We start from the raw sequence: 21,717 nt of genomic DNA on the forward strand, positions 1-21,717 counted from the left end.
CCGCCGGGCTTGTCCAACCCCTCACCTGCTCAGATGCAAGCTCTGAACAGACTCACGGTTTTTTCTTTGAGTAGTAAGCGTCCAGCGAGAACCGTATTGACGGGGATGTGTTATTCAGTTGGCAGTGCGACGCGCCAGGGGAGTAGTTCGCTGACCCGGTTTATCGGCCAGTCAGCAATGACGTCAAGGACATAACGGAGGTAGCTTTCTGGCTCCACGCCGTTCAGTTTGCACGTTCCGATCAGGCTGTACAGCAGCGCTCCCCGCTCACCACCATGGTCAGAGCCGAAGAACAGGAAGTTTTTACGACCCAGACTGACCGTCCGCAGGGCATTTTCAGCGATGTTGTTGTCTGCTTCGGCCCAGCCATCGTCCGCATAGTACGTCAGTGCCGGCCACTGGTTAAGTGCGTACGCGAACGCTTTTGTCAGTTCTGAGTGTCGCGACAGAGTCTTCATCTTTTCACGCAACCAGCTTTCCAGGGATCTCAACAGCGGTTTCGTTTTTCGCTGACGTTCAGCAAGCCGCTGCTCTGACGGCATTCCCCTTATATCCGCCTCTATGGCGTACAACTGACCGATCTGCCTCAGGGCTTCTTCCGTCAGGGCTGACGGGGTGCGGATGTGCACATCGTGGATCTTTCGGCGGGCATGAGCCCAGCAGGCGGCTTCCGTTATCCGGCCATTGCGGTACAGCTCGTTGAACCCGGCGTACGCATCTGCCTGCAACACACCGCTGAAGCCGGCAAGATGGGTCTGCGGATGGATGCCTTTTCTGTCCGGGCTGTAAGCGAACCACGCGGCAGGTGCCAGCTCTGACCCGGCATTGCGGTCATCACGAACATACGTCCACAACCGCCCGGTCTTCGTCTTCTTATTGCCCGGCAACAGCACCGGGACGGGCGTGTCATCGGCGTGGAGCTTGCCGTCAGTCAGCACATAGTTCCGAAGTGCCTCTTCCAGCGGTGACAGCAGCCGGCAACATGCATCCACCCAGCCCGACAGCAGTGAGCGACTCAGCTCCACACCCTGGCGGCCGTATATTTCAGACTGGCGATACAGCGGGGTGTGCTCTGCATACTTAGAGGTTAGTACGCGGGCCAGCAACCCCGGTCCTGCTATACCCCGTTCGATGGGCCGCGAAGGCGCGGGGGCCTGCACAATGGCATCGCACTGAGTACAGGCGTGTTTTTCGCGTACAGTCCGGATAACCCGGAAGGCACTGCGCATCATCTCCAGCTGTTCGGCGGCATCCTCACCCAGATAACTCAGCAAGCCACCACACTCCGGGCAGCAGGGTTCTGCGGGTAATAGCCGTTTTTCATCGCGGGGAAGTGATTCGGGGAACGGTCTGCGGGTGCGGGTCTGACGCAGCGGGCGCTGCACGGCCGGATCATCCACCCGCCCCGTCAGCGTATCGCTTTCTTTCTGAAGCCGGTTCAAGTCAGCTTCCATCTGTGCGATACGGCGGGATACCTTTTCGGAACGACTGCCGAAGTTCATTCGGCGGAGTTTATCCAGCTGCGCCTGCAGATGGTCTATTTCACGCTCCCGGTTGCTCAGCTTTTCCTGAAGGGCGTGGATCAACGCTTCCTGTTCGGCCAGGCGCTGTTTTAGCAGAAGGATATCGTCAGAAGAGGTGTCATTCATAGGCCCGTATTTTACCAGGCTTATTCTGCGACAACCAGGATAAAGAGGCCTACAGCATGGTCAGGGATGTCAGCAGCCGCTTTGGCTGTCTCCAGTCGATACCTTCCATCAGCATTGCCAGCTGCGCCGGTGTCAGGAACACTTTGCCATCGCGAGCTGACGGCCAGGCGAAGCGCCCGCGCTCCAGCCGTTTGGTCAGCAGGCACAGCCCGTCACCGGTAGACCACAGCAGTTTGATCTGACTGCCGCTTCGGCCCCGGAAGATGAAGACATGCCCGGACATCGGATCGTCTTTCAGCGTCATCTGCACCTTTGCGGCGAGGCCATTGAAGCCGTTACGCATGTCGGTGATACCGGCAACCAGCCAGATTTTGGTGCCTGTTGGTAACGGGATCACCGTTTGAGCTCCTGTATCAGCACGGTCAGGAGCTTTTCGCTGACAGTACCGTTGAGGCGGAGCGTTCCGTGCCGGAACGTTACCTCACAGCTGATACTGAGGGTTTCCGGGTCCTCTGCGAGTGGCTCTGACTGTACGGCAGCTGCATCGAGAGTCACAGGAAGTAGCTGAGGACTCTCTGAAGAAGGTAATAGCAGCTTTCCCTCACGCCATTGTTGACGCCATTTGAACAACAGATTGGCGTTAATGCCATTTTGAAGCGCCAGCTTTGAGATGGATATCCCGGGTTCGCAGGAGGCAGCAACGAGCTGCTGTTTAAACTCAGGAGAATAATTAGGGCAGCCTTTACGCCTGCCGGGAGTCATATTTTTCTGCATATCTGACACTTTGGTTCCCACTACTTATTTGGTGGACACCACTTTGTCGGATGCTTCAGATTATGACCAGACGGTTCACGCTGTACGCTTACTTTGAGTACAGCCTCAGTTGTCTTTTTGATCTACGTGATAGGTAAGTGTTAATGTACAATAATTTAGCGCCGTATCATTATATGTTGTACGTTGTTTTTTATTGTGTACAATAGCGTGAGCTTCTACGCCATCAATGTGCAAGGATTCCATCTTGAGGGGACAACAATGAAACGCGATTACGGTAGTGTGGGTACCATAGCTCTTAGAGCAAGCGCTTTACTTCAGGCTATGAGTAGGGATATTGAGGAACAAAGGAAAGAATTTAATCTGACAGATTATCATCAGACATATACTCGTAACGCTGTCGCAAAACTACCAAAGCTGAGCCGGCGTATCGTAGAACTGGCCATGAAAGAAATGGAAGAAGACGGCTATATATTTAATAAAAAGCAGATTGGTAACGTCGAACAATATGCTCTGACGATAAAGAATGTTATCGATATCTACGCCCACCGACAGATACCTAAATATCGCGATATCCATAAAGAACCCTACGTTATTTTCGTTGTAAACCTTAAAGGTGGTGTATCAAAAACAGTCAGTACAGTTACTCTTGCACATGCGTTGCGTGTACATCAGGACCTGCTGCGGCATGATCTTCGCATCCTTGTAATAGACCTCGACCCACAGGCCTCCAGTACTATGTTCCTGGATCACACCCATAGCATTGGTACAGTCCTTGAAACAGCTGCTCAGGCAATGCTGAATGATCTCGATGTTGAAACATTGCGAGAAGCAGTTATTCGGCCCACCATTATTCCTGGTGTTGATGTCATCCCTGCTTCTATTGATGACGGCTTTGTGGCGAGCCAGTGGGAGTCTTTAGTCGCAGAACATTTACCAGGACTTAAACCTTCTGAAGTCCTCAGGAAAACAATCATTGACCGTATCGCTGGTGACTATGATTTTGTCTTCATAGATACTGGTCCCCATCTTGATCCGTTCCTTCTGAATGGTCTGGCAGCGAGTGATTTGCTTCTGACCCCTACTCCACCGGCACAGGTTGATTTCCATTCAACCCTTAAATATCTGACACGTTTGCCTGAAATGCTGGAGCGTCTTGAAGACGAAGGTGTGGAACCACGTCTGAGCGCGAGTATCGGTTTCATGTCAAAAATGACTAATAAGCGTGATCACGAAACTTCGCATAGCCTGGCTCGCGAAGTGTATGCAAGTAATATTCTGGACTCGTCACTGCCACGTTTGGATGGATTCGAACGATGTGGTGAATCTTTTGACACTATTATTAGTGCTAACCCTGTTTCATACCCTGGTAGTGCTGAAGCGTTGAAAAAGGCACGTACTGAAGCAGAACGGTTTACGAAAGCAGTTTTTGACCGCATTGAATACATCCGGGGAGAGTCTAAATGAAAAAGGTTTTAGCTCGTGGGCGAGTTCTCGGTAATAGCAGTTCAGAGTTTGCCCGTATGCTTGAAGGTGACGGAGATGTCAAAACGTTTACTCTTAAATCCGGCAAGCAGGCCAAATTTGTCAAAACGGTTGTATTAAGCGGAGAGATTGAATCAAAGACGTTCGTTGATGTATCGGTCAATGGACGAGATCAGGCTATGCTTACGCGTGAGTCCGTCAGTGATATTTCCCGGACGATAAAGCTGCAGCAATTCTTCCCGGCTATTGGACGGGAGATTAATGGACAAATTGAGATATTAGATGGGACCCGACGCCGTGCCGCCTGCATATTTAATAACGTTAAATTCGAAATCCTAGTAACTAAAGATGATATATCACTCGCCGATGCACGGCAGTTAGCGCAAGATATCCAGACAGCCAGAGAACATAGCCTTCGCGAGTTGGGGAAACGACTCGAAGTCACCTATGGAACTAGCATGACGAAAGAAGAGATTGCGTTGAAAGAGAATCTCTCTCCGGCGAAAGTGACTCGTGCGTTTCAGGCCGCAGCAGTGCCAGATGAAATGGTTGCAGTATTCCCGGTGATAAATGATATTTCGTTGCCGGATTATCAGTTTTTGCTGAAACTGGCTGAAGAAGCAAACAAAAATCAAACATCTGTAACAGAACTGATGGAAAAAGTTCAGCATCGGTTGAAGACCATGCCAGATTATCCGGCAATTGATAAAAGCAAAATTCTGGCGGCTATCAGGGCTGAGAGCAAATCGCTGACAACCCGCCCGACCAGAACGGTTCAAACAGAGAAGCTGAGAGAATTTTCAGATCGTAATCAGTTTGCCAGAAAGAAAACTGATCCAAAGAAGCGACTTGTTGTTTATGAGTTTTCCCGTATTTCCGCTGAGGCACAGTCGGAGATTGATGAGGCAATAAAGCGTATTCTGGAAAGACTTCCAGAGTCAGGTGAGTAAGGGATAAGGATGCCGAAGAGCATCCTTTTTTTGTATGTTTTTCACCACGTCAATTTCATGCTTATTGGTTTGATTATAAAGGAGAATTTGAAATTCTTTCACGCTGAAATCACCACGTTTTTCAACCTCTTCGTGACTCATAATTTCGCTACTGGCAGTTCAGACCAGCGAGTTGTATAGGCCGGTGAAAGCATTTCTCGTTTCATTTGCCACTCAGGTGCGATACCCCGTCCCGCAAACCACACTTTTCCTAGTCCTGAATGGTTAATACCGTCCACGACTTTCATCAGCTGGCTGCTGTTGCTTCGCGGCTGAGTATCATCGAACAGGTTCAGCTGCGAAACCCCCGTAGGAGTGAAATCATTGAGCATACACCCCGCTTTTGCATATCGATGGCCATTCACCCAGATCCGGTCCAGTGCTTTCACCGCTGCGGCTATGATGTCCCTGGTATCCTGCGTGGGCGTCATCAGCTTCTCACTGGCCACATTCCCGTAATACGGTTCGTTCATGGCGAACGGTGATGTTTTCACAAAAACGGCAATATGCCTGCAGAACTGCCGCTCGCCGCGCAGCTTTTCAGCTGCACGCTCAGCGTACTGACAGACTGCCTGGCGCATTGCTTCATATGTCGTGACACGCTCCCCAAAGGACCTGCTGCAGACTATCTGCTGTTTCGGCGGCGGCGCTTCTTCCAGCGAAATACAGCTTTCTCCGTTGAGTTCCCGGACGGTTCTCTCCAGCACAACGCTGAAATTCTTCCTGATAAATACAGGGTTCGCGCGCGCCAGCTGCAGTGCTGTGGTGATACCCATGGTGCTCAGTTTCCTGGATATCCTGCGGCTGACGCCCCAGATTTCTTCCACCGGCTGCAGTGAGAGCAGTTTCTCAGTTCGCTTCAGATTGTGTGGCGTCAGGGCAAGTACGCCCCCGAACTGTGGCCATTCTTTGGACGCCCACTGCGCGCTTTTAGCCAGCGTTTTGGTCGGCCCCATCCCGACGCCGATTGTCAGCCCCGTTCCGGAGCGAACATGTTCGCGCAGCTGCCGGCCGAAGTCCTCATAATCGATGCAGCTGTCTATACCGCGTATATCCAGAAACATCTCGTCGATGCTGTACTGCTCCACGCGCGGCGCCAGCTCCTCCAGATGGGACATCACCCTGTTGGACATAGAAGCATTTATGTGGAATAGAAAATCAAGCATCTGGATTGTTACCTGAAACCTGCTGACGGGGTGAAGTGTTAAAGGTCATGCACGAGACCAAGCAGAAAACGGGCAGTAGCCAGGACAGGGAACTGCCCTGGCAGCATACCCAGACATGACGAGGATCAGTACGCTGACGGTGATAAACATGTCCGGGGGTCAGCGGGTACCGGGAGGTGGCTGGCCGGCCATTTTTTGATGAATGCCGTCAGCTTGTCGATATCGCCCTCCGCAATGGCTTTTTCATCCGGTGTCAACGGAACCTCCTCAAGATACCGGTGTATGGACGCTTTACTTTCCAGGGCCTGAGCCCGGGAGCTGCTTTTTGGCAGGCTGAAATCACAGCCGACGCAGGCCATCCTGTGCGGACAACTGCTCCAGAACGGGTTGGTACAATACAACTCACCTAAATCATAGTACAAAGAAGGTCCTGACTCTGTGATGGACTGACAGTCGTGATCAATCAGCACGCTGATCATATGGGAAATTTTATCGGCTTTGACAAAGGATGCCGCCAGCCGGGTGGGGCGAATACGGATGTAGTGCAGGGTTGAGCGCGGACAGCTGTGTCCTGACCATTCCATCAGTTCATGTAACGTCATTCCCTGTGGCACGCTGGCCAGCGCGGTGACGGCAGAGGCCCTTCCCCGGTGGCTGGTGATCCGTCCCCGGCTGTCCTCACAGGGAACACCCGCCCGGGCGCACAGTACCGGAATGATGGTATTATTCAGCATCGCACTGCCAGCCTGTTTTCCCCGATACTGAAATAAATAGCTGACCCTTTCAGCGGTTCGTTCATCAGTCAGAGGTGCCTGTTCTGCCGGGCGCACCTGCAGCCATAAATCGACATATTTTTTCACGACACTGGCGACGGGCTTTACAAACGCTTTTGACGTTTTCCCTGCGGGAACATCCAGCCAGCAAAGCGTCCCGGCGGGAATAATATTGCCATCATCATGAACAATATCATCCGTCTGTTCACGCACGCACCCCACAGTCAGCCGCAGGATTTCATTCTGACGAAGCCCTGCATGAGTCCAGATCACAGCCATTGCCTGATGCATGGCAAACGGATAATGGATCTCCGTCAGCATGTCCTCCGGACGCAGGTTCAGACTGGCCCAGATCAGTTTCAGCCAGACCGGATCATCGATCACCCGGGGGGTGACTCCGCGACTGAACGCCGGTGTATCCGGCGTTGCCAGATGACGATAAGGGCTCAGGTGAAGCCTGCCCCATCCCCAGAGTTCATAATCGACAAAAAAACGCCGCAGGGCATACAGGAATGCCGCCCGGGAACTACTCATCATCGGTTGACCGGAACGGGCTGACACTCGCCGGTTTTCCCCGGGCTCCAGAGAAAGCTCATCAACATGCATTCTCCCCAGTGCGGCAATAAAACTGGCGCAGGTACTGATGGTCCACTCTCCGGGCTCACGTATCTCAGGGCAGTCCCTTGCAAGCCACAGACCGATACGCAAAATAAAACTGTAGTTTGTTTCGCGGGTCCGGGGGCGCAGTACGGAGGTGTCACGCCAGCGCTGACACCACTGCACCCATTCAGGTGCAATACCGTCCTTTTTTTTCTCTTTCCAGCCAGTATAACCCCGCATCCGCAGGGGATGGGACAGAATGCCCATGGCCGCCAGGCCATGAGACACCTTCCCAATCGCGCGGGCAATCCCTTCAGTTCGATGCTGTTGCCCGCGTTTAAGCAGTTCTTCCGTAAAACTCTCCAGACGGGGATCTCCATTCTCCAGCATCAGGGTACCGAGAACAGCGGACAGGAACATTTCCTGATGGCGAAGGGAATAGCCCAGCGAAACCAGCACTTCCGTCAGTCGCTGAAGTTCCCGCAGGAAAAAATTCCGCCCGAATATTGCGCTGGCATAGAGCGCAGGCTGGCGGCACCGTTCAAGCTCCTGAGGTTTTCTGACGGGACCTAAATGCCAGGCAAAAGCCGCCAGTAACGGGCCACTGAGGTGTGTTTGTTTAAAAAGGCGCAGCCAGATATCTTCTGACCATGTCCAGCAGGGGGCATTTGTATTGTATGTTTCCGCCAGCACGGTAGAGTCTTAGGACGTGGTGTAAATTCGGAAGGATGGTGAGAGCCATCGGCTTATCCGGTAAGGTAATGGTTACTAAGACATTATCTTAAAAGGAGTCAACCGATGGCTGACAACAGCATGACATTCAGCAACACCCTGATGCAACTCGGCGGCGAGGACTTTCTGCGTGAACTCACCGAATTTATGCTCAACCGCATCATGGAAGCCGACGTCACTCAGCGCATCAACGCAGAGCCTCACGAGCGCAGCGATGAGCGCGAGACCTACCGCAACGGCTACCGTGACCGGCAGTACAACACCCGGCTCGGCACGCTGGACCTGCGTATCCCGAAGCTGCGTGAAGGCTCGTACTTCCCGTCCTTTCTTGAGGCCCGCAGGCTGTCGGAGAAAGCGCTGAACGCGGTAATCCAGGAGGCGTGGATAAATGGCGTCTCCACCCGCAAGGTTGACGCGCTGGTTCAGTCGATGGGCATGACCGGTATCTCCCGCAGCCAGGTGTCGTCCATCTGCCGCGGTATCGATGAGCGCGTGCAGCCCTTCCTGCAGCGACCACTGGAAGGAGAATGGCCCTATCTGTGGCTGGATGCGACCTATGTGAAGGTCCGCAAGAACGGCCGGGTGGTCAGCGTGGCGGTAATAATCGCCTGCACGGTCAGCCCGGACGGTCGCCGGGAGATAATCGGGATGGGCATTGGTGAGTCAGAAGCCAAAGCGTTCTGGCTTGCCTTCCTGCTGAGCCTGAAGGAGCGCGGTCTGGAAGGCGTGAAGCTGGTTATCTCCGACTCGCACAGCGGCCTGAAGGCGGCGATACGGCAGGTGTTCTCTGCCAGCTGGCAGCGCTGCCGGGTCCACTTCATGCGCAACGTGCTGGGCCGGGTCAGCAGGGCCAGCCAGTCGGTGGTCCGCGCCGCTCTGCAGCAGGTGTTCGTACAGACAGAGGAGAAGAGCGCTCATGCCACCTGGCGCGAGGTTGCGGCCCAACTGGAGAAAACCTTCCCGGCGGTTACGGAGATGATGGACGAAGCGGAAGAGGACGTGCTGGCGTACTTCGGCTTCCCGAAAGCGCACCGGGTGAAAATCCACTCGACCAACACGCTGGAGCGCCTGAACAAAGAGGTGAAACGGCGTGCCGACGTGGTGGGCATCTTCCCCAACGAAGACAGCATCATACGGCTTCTGGGTGCGGTCCTGACGGAGCAGAATGAAGAATGGTTGCTGCAGAACCGCTACCTGCCGCAACACAGCATGGCGGAGACAGACCAGCTCGCTGAAACCGAAGTAATCGACGCGCTGCCAATCAGCGCATAACAGGCTCATTGCCGGACCGGAAAGCTGTAACTGAATTTACACCACCTTGACGGACTCGACCGCCAGCACGGCCTGAATGGCCCTCTTCACCATCCCGGCAGGGATCCCGCTCTGCAGCGCAATGTCGCGGAGTGGATGCAGTAATGCAGGAACAGGATTTGTCATTTTCTGAAAGACGGTCCGCCGGCGGGCAACACTTAGCGCGGTTCTCTCCTCGTCCGAGAGATGGTCTGAAAGTATATATTGCGCTCTGTCAAAAGGAATATAAACAGCACGGGTAGCATCATCCGGTTTCATCTTGCCCTCGTCAGCCGAATATCAGACCGGAAACTTTCTGATCGGTCATCGCGATGGCGCCAGCCATTCTGGCGGCCAGATCCACACCCGATAAATGCAGATACATCTGTGTGGTCCGGGGATCCCGGTGCCCGGCGTATGCCGCCAGTTCATGCAGTTTCCAGCCCGCTCTTGCCAGATGAGTCAGCCGCAGATGACGAAGGGTATGCGTTGAGAAATCCGGCAATTCGGCCTGTACGGCCCAGTGTTTAACCGTCTTACTCCAGCTCCAGATACTCAGTGGCATTCCGTGGTTACGATCAGACACAGAGCGAAACAGTGCCCCACCGGAAATCCCCTGAGACCGTAACTTCTGCATGTGCGCTGCGAGTACCGGTGTCACTGTCGGGCTGTAACAAACCACTCTTTCCCGGTGGTTTTTGGTGATCTCCGCGCGAATGCGGATCAACCGGTGACCGGGATCAAAATCGTCAATCCGGAGCGCTGTCACTTCCGCCCGCCGCAGTGCACCATAATAAACCAGTGCCAGCATCAGGCGGTCGCGTAATGAGCCCGCAGCGGCCTGCTTTAACAGGGTAAACCAGGCCTGATCATCCGGTATACGGGGCAATTTTGTCATTCTCGGCACCAGCCCGCGCCCGCTGAACACCGGCCCCGGCAGCATGGCCCGCGGAACCGGATTCGTTTCACAATGCCCCTGATAAGACAGAAATTCATACCAGAGACGGACGGCAGAGATGCGCAGCTGAAGAGTGGCGCTGGCGACAGGACATTCCATGCCCGGCAACTGCGGCCGGATGTAACCCGAGAAATCGTCAAAACGGGCATCCGGTGGGGAAAGGGACTTTTCCTCACAATAGCGTAAATAGTGCACCAGTGCACCGCGATACGCCTTAATTGTGGCACCCGCCCGGCCCAGATCCATCAGAAGTCCGAGCCATTGCTCAACCAGATACATACTGGTTGTAAACAGTGTGCTACCCGGCATCATACCGACCTCCTGTGACTGGGAAACCCGGATCAGTTTAGTTCAGGATGTTGCATTCCACTTAACTTACTACAGCTCGTAATTGCTGGAGAAGGCAATGACCTGCTCTGGGAATTGTGCCGTCTTCAGCTGAAACCATGGCACGCCCATGGCGATTTTTAGCCGCTTCGCCTCTTTGGAACGGGCGATCACACAGCCGTCATTATTGCTGAGAACGACGACGGCTTTGTCCCGGAGGTCAGGCCGGAACACCTTTTCACAGCTGGCATAGAACGAGTTCACGTCAGCGAGCGCAAACATCAGTTTGTACCCCGTGTCTTGTGTATGAATGCCGTCACCACGCCGAAGATCTGCAGTTCCTCCGGATAGAGAGTGGGGTAGGCGGGATTCATCGGCAGCAGGGCAATCCGGGGTTTAAGCTGCAGGCGTTTAACGGTGAATTCACCATCTGTTTCTGCGATGACAATATCCCCCTGCATGGGTTTTTCGGCCTTGTCGACAATCATCAGGTCGCCGGAGTGCAGGCCCATATCTTTCATCGAATCGCCAATGGCACGGACAAAGTAGGTCGCGCTGGGGCGACGGATACAGTAGGCGTTCAGATCCAGTTCGTCTTCGGTGTAGTCCGCTGCCGGTGACGGAAAACCTGCCGGACAGCGCTCTGTGAAAAGTGGTGCGGTGAACAGTGCTGGCTCAGATGCGGGAGAGACAAAAAGGATCATGGCATACCTCTTAAAATGCCTGTTTTTATATACAGTATTATTTAAGATATTTTCCGTCCTGCAAGGAGAATTTTACCGGCTCCTGCCAGGTCATTGTTCTGGCGGATAAAACAGGCTCAGGGTTATCCACAGAAACGGTGCATAACCCTGTGAGTGGATGCCGCGTATCTCAGCGTCTGCTAGGTCAGTGGCTCAATAAGTTTCCGGCCCTGGTTACCGGGATTGCCAACTGCCCGGCTGAGGGGGGCCATGTGAAATCTCCGGCGGAAAGACTGCCCTCACGGGCAATGTCTTCCGCCTCTTTACCGGTTGTCTTTTCGCTGAGCCATTTACGTGCGGCAGCCGGTGAGTACACGAGCGGTCGCCGATCGTGAATGTCCAGCAGTCCCTCATCCGCAGCTGCCGTGACGATCAGGAATCCTTCCTGGTCATTGCCGTTTACAAATGGTTGTTTCCCGATGGCTGCGAGCAGGAGTGGATTTCCGTCCTTACGGTAAATGAAAAACGGCTGTTTCACGCCGTTTTGCTGTTTCCACTCGAACCAGCCGTCGGCAAAGACAATGGCCCGTCCGTGCTCCCAGAGTGACCTGAACATCCGGCTGCTGGCCGCAGTTTCACTTCTGGTGTTGATGAGAGCGGGCTTGTTCCACCACTCCGGGGCATAACCCCAGTGAACAGGATCAAGATGCAGCTGCGAGCGGCGTTCACTCAGCAGCAATACCCGGGTTCCGGGCGCGACGTTGTAGCGGCCGACGGGCTCCGGATCATACGGAATACCCCGTTCAGCTTCTTCTCCGAGAAAGGCAAGGTACTCCTCGCGGGAGTTATACTGCGTAAACCGACCGCACATTGTGTTTCTCCGCTGTGGATCTCTAATCAGGGTTCACCTCAGTTCTGAACATAGGCCGTATTTCAGGTTCCTGCCATCGTGTGGCCGCCGTGCCGCTACTGTAGCCGGGACGCTGCGAATGCAAGGGTTCGCTCTGCCGGTGTCCTCACCCGGTCGCAGTTAATTTCAAACGCATTACCCGCTGTCTTCCCGTCGTTTTCCGTCTCAATTTTCGCCGTCAAACCGTCCAGCCAGCGTCTGCTTTTTCACTGCGCTGCGGCTTGCGGCACCGCCCCTGCATTCTCCGCTTTTAACCCGGCTGTCGTATCGGCACGGCGTAACTGGCGCCGCATTTGAGAAAGGAGAATGATTATGTCCCGTTTCATCCTGGGTAACTGCGTCCATATCATGTCCGGCTTTCCGGATAATGCTGTCGATTTCATCCTTACCGACCCACCATATCTGGTAGGTTTTCGTGACCGTCAGGGGCGTACCATCGCCGGCGATAAAACCGATGAATGGCTGCAACCCGCCTGCCATGAGATGTACCGCGTCCTAAAAAAAGACGCGCTGATGGTGAGCTTCTACGGCTGGAACCGCGTCGATCGCTTTATGGCTGCTTGGAAACATGCCGGATTCAGCGTTGTCGGCCACCTGGTGTTTACCAAAACCTACACATCGAAGTCCGCCTATGTGGGCTACCGCCATGAGTGTGCCTACCTGCTGGCAAAAGGCCGTCCACGTCTGCCACAAAACCCGCTGCCGGACGTGCTGGGCTGGAAATACAGCGGCAACCGGCACCACCCGACCGAAAAACCCGTAACCAGCCTGCAACCGCTGATTGAGTCCTTCACGCATCCCGGTGCGATTGTGCTCGACCCGTTTGCCGGAAGCGGCTCCACCTGCGTGGCCGCACTACAGGCCGGGCGGCGGTACATCGGTATTGAGCTGCTCGAACAGTATCACCGGGCCGGCGTTCAGCGGCTGGCCGCTGTCCGGCGTTCAATGTGCCTGCCCGCTGCCAACGGTGACTGGCTTCCGGAGGCTGCATGACGAATTACGCCGGAAACGAAGCGCTGCGTGCCGACGTTGCCGCCCTGGCAAACAGCATGTGCGACCTTCGCGTCACCCTGAATGCGCTGGAATCGCGCTACCGCTACGACGCGGAGAACCTGACAGAACGGCTGGCCCGCCAGACAATTTGCCGCATCAACGCACTTTATCTTGAAGCATACCGGCATGCGCTGGAGCTGGACGCCAGCTTTAAAGACTGACACGGACGGGCGGAAACGCCCGTCAGAAAACGACACAGGAGAATCAAAATGTACGGAACACGCGAAGAACTCTGCACCCGGCTCGAAAACATGTTCACCCCCGACGAGCCGCTGGTCCTGCTGGTCTGGACCGAAGAAGCTTTTTATGTCGCCTGCGGTGAACTTGATGTAAAGCCGGAACCTGCCGAGATTCAGGGGCTGATGGAAACAACCGGTAATACGGATATGGCTGTATATCGCAGGGAAGGCGTTACAAATTCTGGCGTATGCGACCTTCTGGTACGACACCGTGAGGCCGTGGCACGCGAGGTAAGCGTTCCCGCGGCGCTGCTCATGCGCGTACTGCGGCGACAGGAAGGCGACCTGGAAAATCTTGTCGGGCAGGCATGGGAGGTGGGCCGACCCACGCCTGAATTCCTCAAACAGGCACTGCACGATGTCAGAATGCTGATGGAACGGATCTGATGCAGCCACAGGGCCGGGAGCAATCCTGGCCCTGCCGGTCCTGCAACGCAAAAGGATGTCGCCAGCTCCTCTGTTCCGGCGCGACCTCCACGGCGTTACGGCCGCGCGGTGAATGACGTTCGTGCGCTCTGCGGCTTACGCCGTGCCTCTACTCTAGCCCGAACGCTGCAAATGCAAGGGTTCACTGACGTCGATGCCTTCACCCGGTCGCCGTATGTTTAAAGTCTTGTCGCGGTTCTTCCCGTCGTTATCTCGCTCAATATTCGCTCGCTAACCGTCCAGACCCTCTCCGCTGTTTACCGGCGCTGCGGCTTCATGCATCGCCCCTGCATTTTTCGCTCCCTGTCGGGCTGTCGTGTCGGCACGGCGTAAGCCGGAACTCAGACAACATCGACCACGGAGGAATTTTTATGCGCACTACGACCACCACGCCTGCTGTCTACGTTGGCACGTATCACAAGTACAACTGCGGCAGCATTTACGGCAAATGGTTTGACCTGACAGAGTTTGACGGCAGGGAGGATTTTTACGAGGCCTGCCAGGCGCTGCATAACGATGAATGGGACGCCGAATTTATGTTTCAGGACTGGGAGGGCATCCCGTCGCAGTTCGTCTCTGAATGCTCCATCGACTGGGATTTTATCGCCGCGTTCAAACAGGCTGAAGAAGAGGGGAGGGAGGGCGCGTTTATCGCCTGGGCGGAGTATACCGGCGAGTGTGACTATGACGCGTTTGATGATGCATATCGCGGCGAAGCGGAAAGCGAGGAGGACTACGCGCGGGAGATGGTGGAGGACAACGGCCTGCTGAATGAGGTGCCGGAGCCGCTTCGCAGCTACTTCGATTTTGAAGCCTGGGCGCGTGACCTGTTCAGCAGCGGTTATGTATTCCATGATGGGTACGTCTTCAGCAACTGATTTTCCCCGGCAGGCGGTTCAGCCGCCTGTCAGCCCGCGCGCAAAACCCTGGCAGGCTCTGCCTGCCGGCGAAGTACGCCGCGCCTGCGGCGCCGCGCATCTCCGCCAGTGTCTGATGTACCTGTGGTGTCAGGGTATGAACACCGGTGTGCTGCAGCTGGTCGGCGTTATTTCTGTTCCGGTGATAATCTCTGCGTTGCCGTTGCCGCTGGCAATAGTGTCCATACCGGTGGCGTACTGGTTGATATCACTGTCCTGCCGGCTTTTCTTCCTGAGCGATATGACTGCGGGCGACTTCCCTGGCGGGAACCGGGGCTGTCATGCTCCGCACAGAGCCAGCTTCGCTGTCTCTGCCCGGCCCCTTCGGGGCAGCGGGTTTCCATCCCTCTGTCGCAACGTCAACGGCAGGCTTGCTGCGACCGTTCCGGTCACGCCGCCCTTCACGCGCCGTATCCTGCGCTTTCTGCACCCCGGCAAACTGACGCCGGGCTGTAAGGCGCAACGCCGTTTCGCGCCCGCGCGTTCCGTCGTTGCGGCGGGTTCCTGCTCATTTCCTCCTGGTCATTTCACCCCTCTGAGTCCTTTCGCCGGGGCTGAGACAAGCACAGTCGCTGTCAGCTGTCCAGGGTAAATGGCACGCGGTAAACCGCGCCCTGGACATCCGCCATCGCCCGTGCTGGTTTACGCCCCTGCGGCGAACGGCTCTCAAACGGGTGAAGGTAACAACCAGGGGGCGCGTTCAGCAGGTCCCCGCAAAACGTCAAAACCGCGGCCCCGGCAACTCAACGGGTGATGGTTTTAAGGGCAACACAACCGGAAGGAAAATTCATCATGACAGTACGCGGAATCAACAAAGTCATCATCGTGGGCAATCTGGGGCAGGACCCTGAAGTCCGTTACATGCCTGGGGGCGGTGCGGTGGCTAATCTCAGCCTCGCCACCTCTGAGTCCTGGCGCGATAAGCAGACCGGAGAGATGCGCGAAAACACCGAATGGCACCGTGTCGTGCTGTTCGGCAAGCTCGCGGAAGTGGCGGGGGAGTACCTGCGCAAGGGTGCTCAGGTGTATGTCGAAGGCCAGCTGCGTACCCGTAACTGGCAGGACGACAATGACGTGACCCGTTACGTCACCGAAATCGTGGTCGGGCAGAACGGCACCATGCAGATGCTCGGCGGGCGTCGTGACGGCGGTCAGGCTCAGAGTGCCGCACCGCAGCAGCCCGCACAACCGCAGAACTCTGGCGCTGCGGCACAACCTGCTGGCACTGCTGATAAATCCCCTAAAGCGAAGGGCGGCAGAAAAGGCCGTCAGAGCGCCGCGCCGTCTCAGGAGGCTCCGCAGCCGCTACCGGACGACTATCCGCCGATGGATGATGATGCCCCGTTCTAGAAACCTGATGAACACGCCCCGCAACTGTCGGGGCTGAAGGAGAAAACATGAGCATTTATAACGCCGGACCGTTACCCGATGACACCTTCACCCGCGAACAGGCCGAAGCCGTGGCGGCGGAGTTTGCGAATGTCGCGATTGAGGACGACCAGGGGACGCACTTTCGCCTCGTTGTCCGTAAGGATGGCGAGATGGTCTGGCGCGCATGGAATTTTGAAGCGGATGCCGGGAAATGGCTAAACCATTACATCGAACGTTACGGTATCCGTAAAACGAAGTAAGCAGTAAGAGGTGCCCTGCCGGAGACGTCCCTCCGCAGGGCCGGACAATCATCAATAACACTCGAAGTATTAACTATGTCAGTAACCGAGTCTAAAGCAAAAGCACCCAAAAAAACCAGCACTAAAAAAATCACGAAGGCGCAGGAAGATGCCCTGAAAGCCGCCCTTGAGGCCGCTGTCATCGAGTATGTTCCGCTGTCCGATCTCGTTAAATCACCTTTTAACGTGCGCACTATCCCGTATTCCGTGGACAGCGTTCGCGGTCTTGCCGACTCCATTGAGGCGCTCGGACTGCTGCAGAACCTGATTGTTCACACTCTCTCGGACGGTAAATACGGCGTAGCCGCAGGTGGCCGCCGACTCACCGCCATGCAGCTTCTGGCAGAAGAAAACCGTCTCCCGTCCGGTTACACCGTTGCCGTGAAGCGCGTCTCAGACGACATTGCTGCCCTTGCCTCCGTCGCGGAGAACGAGCAGCGTGCTGCCATGCATCCTGCCGAGCAGATCGCGGGTTTCCGCACCTTAGCAGTGCAGGGCAAAAGCCCTGCGCAGATTGGTGATGCGCTCGGCTTCGGCACCCGCCACGTGCAGCGCATGCTGAAGCTGGCAAATCTTGCGCCTGCCCTGATGGATAAGCTCGCGCAGGACGAACTGACCGTTGAGCAGTGTCAGGCGCTCTGTCTCGAGGACGATCCTGCCCGTCAGGTTGAGGTATTCGAAAGTGTAAAAGCCAGTTGGTCGAATGCCCCCGCGCACCTGATTAAACGCGCCATTACCGAAACCGAGATACGCACCGACAACACAAAATTCCGTTTTATCGGGCGCGATGCCTACGAGGCGGCAGGGGGTTACGTCCGTGAAGATGTGTTCAGCCAGGGCGAGGGCGACGGCACGGCAGACAGCGTGCTGGTTGAGCGTCTGGTGCAGGAGAAGCTGGAGCGTATCGCACTGGACATTCAGCAGCGTGAGGGCTGGGCATGGAGTCGCGGACGCGCAGCCCGTATCTGGTACCACGGCGAAGACGGTAAAGAGTTCGTTCAGCCTGTTGAACCCGATCCGGTGTACACCCCTGAGCAGCAGCAGCGTCTTGATGCGCTGCGGGAGCAGTACGACGCATATGACAGCGTTTGCGACGAGTCGGATGCGATCGAAGCGGACATCCTCGCCATTCAGGAGGCGGCAGAAGTCAGCGCGTGGACTGACGACATGAAGTCCGGCACGGGGGTGATGGTCAGCCTGTACGAAGGGCAGGTGTACGTGCAGCGCGGTGTGCGCCTGAAAGCAGATATGCCGGAAGAGACCGAATCTGGCAGCGTAACGGTGCCGTTCACCTCACGCCAGCCCGACGTCGCAGAGGGGATCAGCGTCCCGCTGCTCACGAAAATGACCTCCGAGCGTACGCTGGCATTACAGGCGGCGCTGATGCAGCAGCCCGAAAAGGCGGTGGCGCTGATGGTCTGGCGCATGTGTACCTGCGTCTTTTCCGGCTGTCTGACCACGACGCACCCGTTCCGCATCAGCCTGACGGTCTCACACAGCAGCCTGACGGAAAATGCCCCCTCAGGTAAGGGCGGCGCAGCGTTTGACCTCCTGATGACCGAGAAAGCACGTCTGAAAGCCCTGCTGCCGGAAGGCTGGGAGAAGGACTTCACTACCTTCTTTACCCTGAGCGGGGAGGCTCTCATGTCATTTATGGCCTTCTGCACCGCCTGTTCCGTTGACGGGGTTCAGACCCGCGATATGGGGCATACCTCCCGAAGTCCACTCGATGCGGTCGAGGCGGCAATCGGGTTCCACCTGCGCGACTGGTGGCAGCCGACGAAGGACAACTACTTCGGCAGCCTGAAACATCCGCAGATTGTCGCCTCCCTGAAAGAGGCGGGGCTGACGGGCGCGGCGGGTGACGCGGAGAAGATGAAGAAGGGCGACGCCGCAGCACATGCGGAGCACTTCATGCAGCACACCCGCTGGGTTCCGGCATGGCTGAAAGGACCTGAGCCAGCGCCTGAATCCGGTGCTGACGACGCTGTTTCAGATACCGACACCACTGACAACGATACCACCAACACGGCACACGCCGCCTGATAACGGAGCGCCGCCCTGCGGGGCGGCGATAAGGAGATTCGTATGCGCACTATTCTGACCCCCGATGTACTGAAAACGATGTCCTGTGATGAGTTTGAGGACTGGCGCGACAGCGGTGAGGACTACCGCCGCGAACTGACCCACGCCGTCATGCGTGACCTGTCCTGCCCTGAAAGCTGGGGCATGAACGGCGAGTACCGCAGCGAGTTCGGCGGCTTCTTCCCGGTGCAAATCCGCTTCACCCCTTCCCACGGGCAGTATCATCTTGCCGTATGCAGTCCCGGTGGCATCAGTCCCGTCTGGATGGTGGTGTTCGTTCCCGCCAGCGTTCGCCCGTTCTCCGTTATTCGTACCCTGAGCGACTACCAGCCGGAGTTTGTCAGCCACACCGTCAGCCTGACGGCGCGTCTCGATGCGGACGGATACAGTCAGGCCAGCATCATCAGCATTCTGGCAGCGGAGGGCGCGGTATGATCCCTTCACATCTCTCTCTGGTTCCCTTCAGCCCTGAGCGACGCGCCGCGATGGAAGCCATCGCCGAGGTTGAGCGCAGGCGGTCGCGCGGCGCGGTGTCCATGATGTACCCGTATGCCAGCGCCTTTTTCCGGCGGCTCACGGGCAGCTCGCGCATCACTCTCAGGGAAATCCATTATTTTGCGCCGGTGCTGACGGCGCGGGAGCTGCGGGGCAGCAGGGACAGCTGGCTCAGTGCCATCGATGCCCTGATTGAAAGCCGCGGGACGTGTTGCTGGCTGCCGCTTCCTGTCGGTGCCGGTCAGCGCCTCTTTCCGGAGGTGGCCTTTCAGCAGACCGAGCGGGTTCGCTGTCAGGACGCCCTGCGGGATGAAAAATACACCCGCCAGCGCCGTAAGGAAGCGTGCCAGCACGAAACAGCGTATCAGGCGCTGGCAGGGCAGGCGGAGATTGAGCTGGCATTCCATACCCCGCAAACGGTCAGCAGCTGGAGCGCACGCTGGTCGGGGACTGAACTGTGCCAGTTCGACCTGGAGGAGATGTTCTGGCGCTGGAGCGAGCGTTTCCCGTCGCTGGAGCCAATGGAGCGCTGGATGACGGAGAACCAGCCGTTCTGGACGGTGATGGCCGAAACGGATGCACTGGCGCGGGAAAGCACTGAGTCTGTCAGGCAGCTGGAGCGCTGGATGGTTCCGAACAAGCTGACAGCACGGAGCCGTGTATGAAGTGGCGTTACTCACTGCGCTGGAAGCGTCCCTTTCCCTGCCCCGGTGAACCAGAGCTGGCGTCAGAAGTGGTGGAGGCAGGGAAGCCCGCCCCTGAATCGGTGATGGCTCTCTGGGTGGCGGGAGCAGGGTATGCGGTGTGTGTCGATTTTCTGGATGAAAGGCAGATAAGACGCTGGAGTGATGAACGAAAAGCGGCTGCCCGTCGGCGGAATCTGGAACGTCGCGTGAACCGGATTGCGCCGCTGTTTGCTGATGAACTCATTGAGCGGGAAATGATGACACGGCCTGAGTATTTTCGGGGAAAGTCGCCTCATTGAGTATGATATTTTACTTTGCCGGAAACAGGGTCGGCAGGGTATTAAAAAGGATAATTTACAGATGAGATACTGGATACTGGTCACGCTGTTAAATGGCCTGTTAACGATGATCATAGACTTCGGTGCGCCGGAGATGTTCGGAAGCAAGGCTTACTATATCGGGGGGGGCAATCTGTGCCCTGGTCTCGATGGTTATCACCTGGCACGATCCGCCTGGTAAGCTGGACAACGTGCTTTTCTTTCTTTTTAAATTGGGAGTTCTGGCTGCGGGGCTGGCATTTTTTGTCTGGGGGGTTGGATACGGACTGGCAATCTGGGGGGATCACAATCCGGATGAACTGGTCAGTAGCGCTTTCGATATCCTAATTCCAGACATGGCTCTGCTGGCAGGGATTGTCATTCTGTGTGGTATCCTGGTACATATCAGGAACCGTTAACCTGAATGTTGCCAGGATAATGCAGTGCCCTATTCTGCCAGAATGCTGATGATGCTGGCCTGGCTAATGAACTGGCTGGTATCACCGAAACTCACCCGGAATGGAAATCAGTTATGACAGAAGTTCAGTATGCCTTTACTCATTTTTTGCGAATGTTTGTTTTAATAGCCGTAATTAGCGCAGGATATGGATATCTCATCATCAGTGTTGTTATGACCCGGAAGCGGGCATTTATTCTTCAGTTTTTGTCTCTTGCCGGACTCGGTGCGTTATTTTCATTCCTGGTGTTCAGGAGTGACGGTATGTGGTCAGGTGCTCCTGAAGTGTCTCAGGCGATACTCATCGGGATGTTTACTGCAACGGTCATTTTTTACATGTTCTGCCTGCTTATTCGTGCCGTTGGTTGGCTCATAGCTCGATGATATTCCTGGTCAGAAAGAGCATCTGCCCGGTATAATCGACGTGGCGCTTGAGGCTTTTTGCCTCATGACGTGAAGGTGGTTTGTTACCGTGTTGTGCGGCAGAAAGCAGAAAGCCCCGTAGTTAATTTTCATTAACCCACGAGGCTTAGTCTGTATGCCTGAACAACATCAGATTAGCCGCTTACCTGCCGAAAGGCAAGGAGAAGTCAGCTATGAAACTGCCGCGAAGTACCCTGCTCTGGTGCGTGTTGATAGTGTGTCTCACACTGCTGATATTCACTTACCTGACCCGAAAATCGCTCTGCGAAATCCGGTACAGGGACACGAACAGGGAGGTGGCGGCTTTTATGGCCTACGAGTGCGACAAGAAGTCGTCCAACATATTGTTTTGATATCTTTTATACAAAACCAACTATTCCATTAGTTGTAGCCTACTGAGGCAGGCAGAGCGGGTGACGGCTCTGTCTGAAGCCCTTGGAACAATGTAGCTCAGCAATTACCGCATCAGTTAATCGTGAGAGGATCTGATCGCTGCAAGCATCACGCGGCGAGAGCGCTAGGCTGAGCGGTATGGTTAACATAGTGAACTGTCGATAAACGTCGTGACATGCAACAAGCCAAAGATGCTGATAGGCTTGCACCAAAAGGTAAGGGG

At 55.7% G+C, this 21,717-nt stretch carries 24 protein-coding genes and 5 pseudogenes; 17 read left to right on the forward strand and 12 right to left on the reverse strand.

All coding sequences use genetic code 11. The annotated features are described in order from the left end of the window. Window positions 1-110 precede the first annotated feature (110 nt). Genes KGP22_RS23035 through KGP22_RS23045 form a run of 3 tightly spaced genes read right to left on the reverse strand, consistent with a single transcriptional unit; the run spans window position 111 to window position 2,423 of the window. Window positions 111-1,649, reverse strand: coding sequence for an IS66 family transposase (locus tag KGP22_RS23035; protein ID WP_223579781.1), 1,539 nt, complete (start codon window positions 1,647-1,649; stop codon window positions 111-113). Between the two features lie 49 nt (window positions 1,650-1,698). Then, window positions 1,699-2,046, reverse strand: a complete 348-nt coding sequence (gene tnpB / locus KGP22_RS23040; protein WP_073001021.1) for an IS66 family insertion sequence element accessory protein TnpB — start codon at window positions 2,044-2,046, stop codon at window positions 1,699-1,701. Beyond that, a complete protein-coding gene (locus tag KGP22_RS23045; protein WP_073001090.1) occupies window positions 2,043-2,423 on the reverse strand; it encodes a transposase in 381 nt (126 codons plus the stop codon). The genes tnpB and KGP22_RS23045 overlap by 4 nt, the downstream gene beginning before the upstream one ends. Before the next feature lie 258 nt (window positions 2,424-2,681). On the opposite strand from KGP22_RS23045, the gene KGP22_RS23050 reads away from it, so the two are divergent. Next, a complete protein-coding gene (locus tag KGP22_RS23050) occupies window positions 2,682-3,887 on the forward strand; it encodes an AAA family ATPase (protein WP_015493083.1) in 1,206 nt (401 codons plus the stop codon). Next, window positions 3,884-4,855 carry a ParB family protein gene (locus KGP22_RS23055; RefSeq protein WP_223582570.1) on the forward strand — a complete coding sequence of 324 codons (972 nt, stop codon included), beginning with the start codon at window positions 3,884-3,886 and terminating at the stop codon, window positions 4,853-4,855. Before KGP22_RS23050 ends, KGP22_RS23055 begins: the two co-directional genes overlap by 4 nt. Here KGP22_RS23055 and KGP22_RS23060 read toward each other — a convergent pair. The 3 genes from KGP22_RS23060 to KGP22_RS23070 all read right to left on the reverse strand — a co-directional run bounded on the left by KGP22_RS23060 (window position 4,844) and on the right by KGP22_RS23070 (window position 8,126). After that, window positions 4,844-4,996, reverse strand: coding sequence for a hypothetical protein (locus tag KGP22_RS23060; protein WP_223582572.1), 153 nt, complete (start codon window positions 4,994-4,996; stop codon window positions 4,844-4,846). The two genes, KGP22_RS23055 and KGP22_RS23060, sit on opposite strands and share 12 nt — an antisense overlap. Further along, a complete protein-coding gene (umuC, locus tag KGP22_RS23065) occupies window positions 4,993-6,060 on the reverse strand; it encodes a translesion error-prone DNA polymerase V subunit UmuC (RefSeq protein ID WP_282443090.1) in 1,068 nt (355 codons plus the stop codon). The genes KGP22_RS23060 and umuC overlap by 4 nt, the downstream gene beginning before the upstream one ends. A gap of 125 nt (window positions 6,061-6,185) precedes the next feature. Further along, window positions 6,186-8,126, reverse strand: coding sequence for a tyrosine-type recombinase/integrase (locus KGP22_RS23070; RefSeq protein ID WP_223582574.1), 1,941 nt, complete (start codon window positions 8,124-8,126; stop codon window positions 6,186-6,188). Between the two features lie 105 nt (window positions 8,127-8,231). Between KGP22_RS23070 and KGP22_RS23075 the strand changes: the two genes are divergently transcribed. Then, the gene (locus KGP22_RS23075; protein ID WP_223582576.1) at window positions 8,232-9,437 is read left to right on the forward strand and encodes an IS256 family transposase; all 1,206 of its coding nucleotides are present in this window, start codon (window positions 8,232-8,234) and stop codon (window positions 9,435-9,437) included. Between the two features lie 36 nt (window positions 9,438-9,473). On the opposite strand, the gene KGP22_RS24255 is transcribed toward KGP22_RS23075, so the two are convergent. The 5 genes and pseudogenes from KGP22_RS24255 to KGP22_RS23095 form a co-directional block, all read right to left on the reverse strand. Next, window positions 9,474-9,602, reverse strand: a complete 129-nt coding sequence (locus tag KGP22_RS24255; RefSeq protein WP_282443091.1) for a hypothetical protein — start codon at window positions 9,600-9,602, stop codon at window positions 9,474-9,476. Between the two features lie 142 nt (window positions 9,603-9,744). Next, a complete protein-coding gene (locus KGP22_RS23080; protein WP_223582578.1) occupies window positions 9,745-10,725 on the reverse strand; it encodes a site-specific integrase in 981 nt (326 codons plus the stop codon). Window positions 10,726-10,800: 75 nt separating this feature from the next. Continuing rightward, window positions 10,801-11,022: pseudogene (locus KGP22_RS23085) on the reverse strand (DNA polymerase V subunit UmuC); the annotation flags it as partial. Beyond that, complete coding sequence (gene umuD, locus KGP22_RS23090; RefSeq protein ID WP_223582580.1) at window positions 11,022-11,444, reverse strand: translesion error-prone DNA polymerase V autoproteolytic subunit; 423 nt, start codon at window positions 11,442-11,444, stop codon at window positions 11,022-11,024. The pseudogene KGP22_RS23085 and the gene umuD, both read right to left, overlap by 1 nt. Window positions 11,445-11,623: 179 nt before the next feature. Next, window positions 11,624-12,294: pseudogene (locus KGP22_RS23095) on the reverse strand (SOS response-associated peptidase family protein). A gap of 351 nt (window positions 12,295-12,645) precedes the next feature. Between KGP22_RS23095 and KGP22_RS23100 the strand changes: the two are divergent. The 4 genes from KGP22_RS23100 (at window position 12,646) to KGP22_RS23115 (ending at window position 14,929) form a co-directional block, all read left to right on the forward strand. Next, window positions 12,646-13,326: a DNA methylase gene (locus KGP22_RS23100; protein WP_123061023.1), complete on the forward strand. Its 681-nt coding sequence runs from the start codon at window positions 12,646-12,648 to the stop codon at window positions 13,324-13,326. Further along, on the forward strand, window positions 13,323-13,547 hold the full coding sequence (locus tag KGP22_RS23105; protein WP_223582582.1) for a hypothetical protein: 225 nt from the start codon (window positions 13,323-13,325) through the stop codon (window positions 13,545-13,547). Before KGP22_RS23100 ends, KGP22_RS23105 begins: the two co-directional genes overlap by 4 nt. Window positions 13,548-13,595: 48 nt before the next feature. Beyond that, on the forward strand, window positions 13,596-14,012 hold the full coding sequence (locus KGP22_RS23110; protein ID WP_123061025.1) for a DUF1380 family protein: 417 nt from the start codon (window positions 13,596-13,598) through the stop codon (window positions 14,010-14,012). A 410-nt stretch (window positions 14,013-14,422) separates the two neighbouring features. Next, on the forward strand, window positions 14,423-14,929 hold the full coding sequence (locus KGP22_RS23115) for an antirestriction protein ArdA (protein WP_123061026.1): 507 nt from the start codon (window positions 14,423-14,425) through the stop codon (window positions 14,927-14,929). A 408-nt stretch (window positions 14,930-15,337) separates the two neighbouring features. Here KGP22_RS23115 and KGP22_RS24295 read toward each other — a convergent pair. Beyond that, window positions 15,338-15,480 (reverse strand): annotated as a pseudogene (locus KGP22_RS24295) (hypothetical protein); the annotation flags it as partial. A 280-nt stretch (window positions 15,481-15,760) separates the two neighbouring features. On the opposite strand from KGP22_RS24295, the gene ssb reads away from it, so the two are divergent. From ssb to KGP22_RS23170, 10 genes and pseudogenes are all read left to right on the forward strand, one after another. After that, window positions 15,761-16,318, forward strand: coding sequence for a single-stranded DNA-binding protein (gene ssb / locus KGP22_RS23125; protein ID WP_123061027.1), 558 nt, complete (start codon window positions 15,761-15,763; stop codon window positions 16,316-16,318). A 47-nt stretch (window positions 16,319-16,365) separates the two neighbouring features. After that, complete coding sequence (locus tag KGP22_RS23130; RefSeq protein ID WP_143345785.1) at window positions 16,366-16,599, forward strand: DUF905 domain-containing protein; 234 nt, start codon at window positions 16,366-16,368, stop codon at window positions 16,597-16,599. A 75-nt stretch (window positions 16,600-16,674) separates the two neighbouring features. Next, window positions 16,675-18,684 carry a ParB/RepB/Spo0J family partition protein gene (locus KGP22_RS23135; RefSeq protein ID WP_223582584.1) on the forward strand — a complete coding sequence of 670 codons (2,010 nt, stop codon included), beginning with the start codon at window positions 16,675-16,677 and terminating at the stop codon, window positions 18,682-18,684. 42 nt (window positions 18,685-18,726) lie between these two features. After that, entirely contained in the window at window positions 18,727-19,158 is a 432-nt protein-coding gene (gene psiB, locus KGP22_RS23140; RefSeq protein ID WP_223582586.1) for a conjugation system SOS inhibitor PsiB, read from the forward strand. Continuing rightward, the gene (locus KGP22_RS23145; protein WP_123061031.1) at window positions 19,155-19,883 is read left to right on the forward strand and encodes a plasmid SOS inhibition protein A; all 729 of its coding nucleotides are present in this window, start codon (window positions 19,155-19,157) and stop codon (window positions 19,881-19,883) included. Before psiB ends, KGP22_RS23145 begins: the two co-directional genes overlap by 4 nt. After that, the gene (locus tag KGP22_RS23150) at window positions 19,880-20,203 is read left to right on the forward strand and encodes a theronine dehydrogenase (protein ID WP_123061032.1); all 324 of its coding nucleotides are present in this window, start codon (window positions 19,880-19,882) and stop codon (window positions 20,201-20,203) included. The genes KGP22_RS23145 and KGP22_RS23150 overlap by 4 nt, the downstream gene beginning before the upstream one ends. Window positions 20,204-20,264: 61 nt before the next feature. Then, window positions 20,265-20,640 (forward strand): annotated as a pseudogene (locus KGP22_RS23155) (hypothetical protein). Between the two features lie 113 nt (window positions 20,641-20,753). Further along, window positions 20,754-21,062 carry a hypothetical protein gene (locus KGP22_RS23160; protein ID WP_123061034.1) on the forward strand — a complete coding sequence of 103 codons (309 nt, stop codon included), beginning with the start codon at window positions 20,754-20,756 and terminating at the stop codon, window positions 21,060-21,062. Between the two features lie 154 nt (window positions 21,063-21,216). After that, window positions 21,217-21,366 (forward strand): annotated as a pseudogene (locus tag KGP22_RS23165) (DUF5431 family protein); the annotation flags it as partial. Then, complete coding sequence (locus KGP22_RS23170) at window positions 21,308-21,454, forward strand: type I toxin-antitoxin system Hok family toxin (RefSeq protein WP_282443092.1); 147 nt, start codon at window positions 21,308-21,310, stop codon at window positions 21,452-21,454. The pseudogene KGP22_RS23165 and the gene KGP22_RS23170, both read left to right, overlap by 59 nt. Window positions 21,455-21,717 lie beyond the last annotated feature (263 nt).

It is taken from the genome of Enterobacter sp. JBIWA005, from assembly GCF_019968805.1.
Taxonomy (GTDB): Bacteria; Pseudomonadota; Gammaproteobacteria; order Enterobacterales; family Enterobacteriaceae; genus Enterobacter; species Enterobacter vonholyi.

Coding starts and splice junctions, on each gene's coding strand:
- KGP22_RS23035 (WP_223579781.1), bottom strand. CDS start 1,649: ATGAATGACACCTCTTCTGACGATATCCTTCTGCTAAAACAGCGCCTG.
- KGP22_RS23045 (WP_073001090.1), bottom strand. CDS start 2,423: ATGCAGAAAAATATGACTCCCGGCAGGCGTAAAGGCTGCCCTAATTAT.
- KGP22_RS23050 (WP_015493083.1), top strand. CDS start 2,682: ATGAAACGCGATTACGGTAGTGTGGGTACCATAGCTCTTAGAGCAAGC.
- KGP22_RS23055 (WP_223582570.1), top strand. CDS start 3,884: ATGAAAAAGGTTTTAGCTCGTGGGCGAGTTCTCGGTAATAGCAGTTCA.
- KGP22_RS23060 (WP_223582572.1), bottom strand. CDS start 4,996: ATGAGTCACGAAGAGGTTGAAAAACGTGGTGATTTCAGCGTGAAAGAA.
- umuC (WP_282443090.1), bottom strand. CDS start 6,060: ATGCTTGATTTTCTATTCCACATAAATGCTTCTATGTCCAACAGGGTG.
- KGP22_RS23075 (WP_223582576.1), top strand. CDS start 8,232: ATGGCTGACAACAGCATGACATTCAGCAACACCCTGATGCAACTCGGC.
- KGP22_RS24255 (WP_282443091.1), bottom strand. CDS start 9,602: ATGACAAATCCTGTTCCTGCATTACTGCATCCACTCCGCGACATTGCG.
- KGP22_RS23080 (WP_223582578.1), bottom strand. CDS start 10,725: ATGATGCCGGGTAGCACACTGTTTACAACCAGTATGTATCTGGTTGAG.
- umuD (WP_223582580.1), bottom strand. CDS start 11,444: ATGATCCTTTTTGTCTCTCCCGCATCTGAGCCAGCACTGTTCACCGCA.
- KGP22_RS23100 (WP_123061023.1), top strand. CDS start 12,646: ATGTCCCGTTTCATCCTGGGTAACTGCGTCCATATCATGTCCGGCTTT.
- KGP22_RS23105 (WP_223582582.1), top strand. CDS start 13,323: ATGACGAATTACGCCGGAAACGAAGCGCTGCGTGCCGACGTTGCCGCC.
- KGP22_RS23110 (WP_123061025.1), top strand. CDS start 13,596: ATGTACGGAACACGCGAAGAACTCTGCACCCGGCTCGAAAACATGTTC.
- KGP22_RS23115 (WP_123061026.1), top strand. CDS start 14,423: ATGCGCACTACGACCACCACGCCTGCTGTCTACGTTGGCACGTATCAC.
- ssb (WP_123061027.1), top strand. CDS start 15,761: ATGACAGTACGCGGAATCAACAAAGTCATCATCGTGGGCAATCTGGGG.
- KGP22_RS23130 (WP_143345785.1), top strand. CDS start 16,366: ATGAGCATTTATAACGCCGGACCGTTACCCGATGACACCTTCACCCGC.
- KGP22_RS23135 (WP_223582584.1), top strand. CDS start 16,675: ATGTCAGTAACCGAGTCTAAAGCAAAAGCACCCAAAAAAACCAGCACT.
- psiB (WP_223582586.1), top strand. CDS start 18,727: ATGCGCACTATTCTGACCCCCGATGTACTGAAAACGATGTCCTGTGAT.
- KGP22_RS23145 (WP_123061031.1), top strand. CDS start 19,155: ATGATCCCTTCACATCTCTCTCTGGTTCCCTTCAGCCCTGAGCGACGC.
- KGP22_RS23150 (WP_123061032.1), top strand. CDS start 19,880: ATGAAGTGGCGTTACTCACTGCGCTGGAAGCGTCCCTTTCCCTGCCCC.
- KGP22_RS23160 (WP_123061034.1), top strand. CDS start 20,754: ATGACAGAAGTTCAGTATGCCTTTACTCATTTTTTGCGAATGTTTGTT.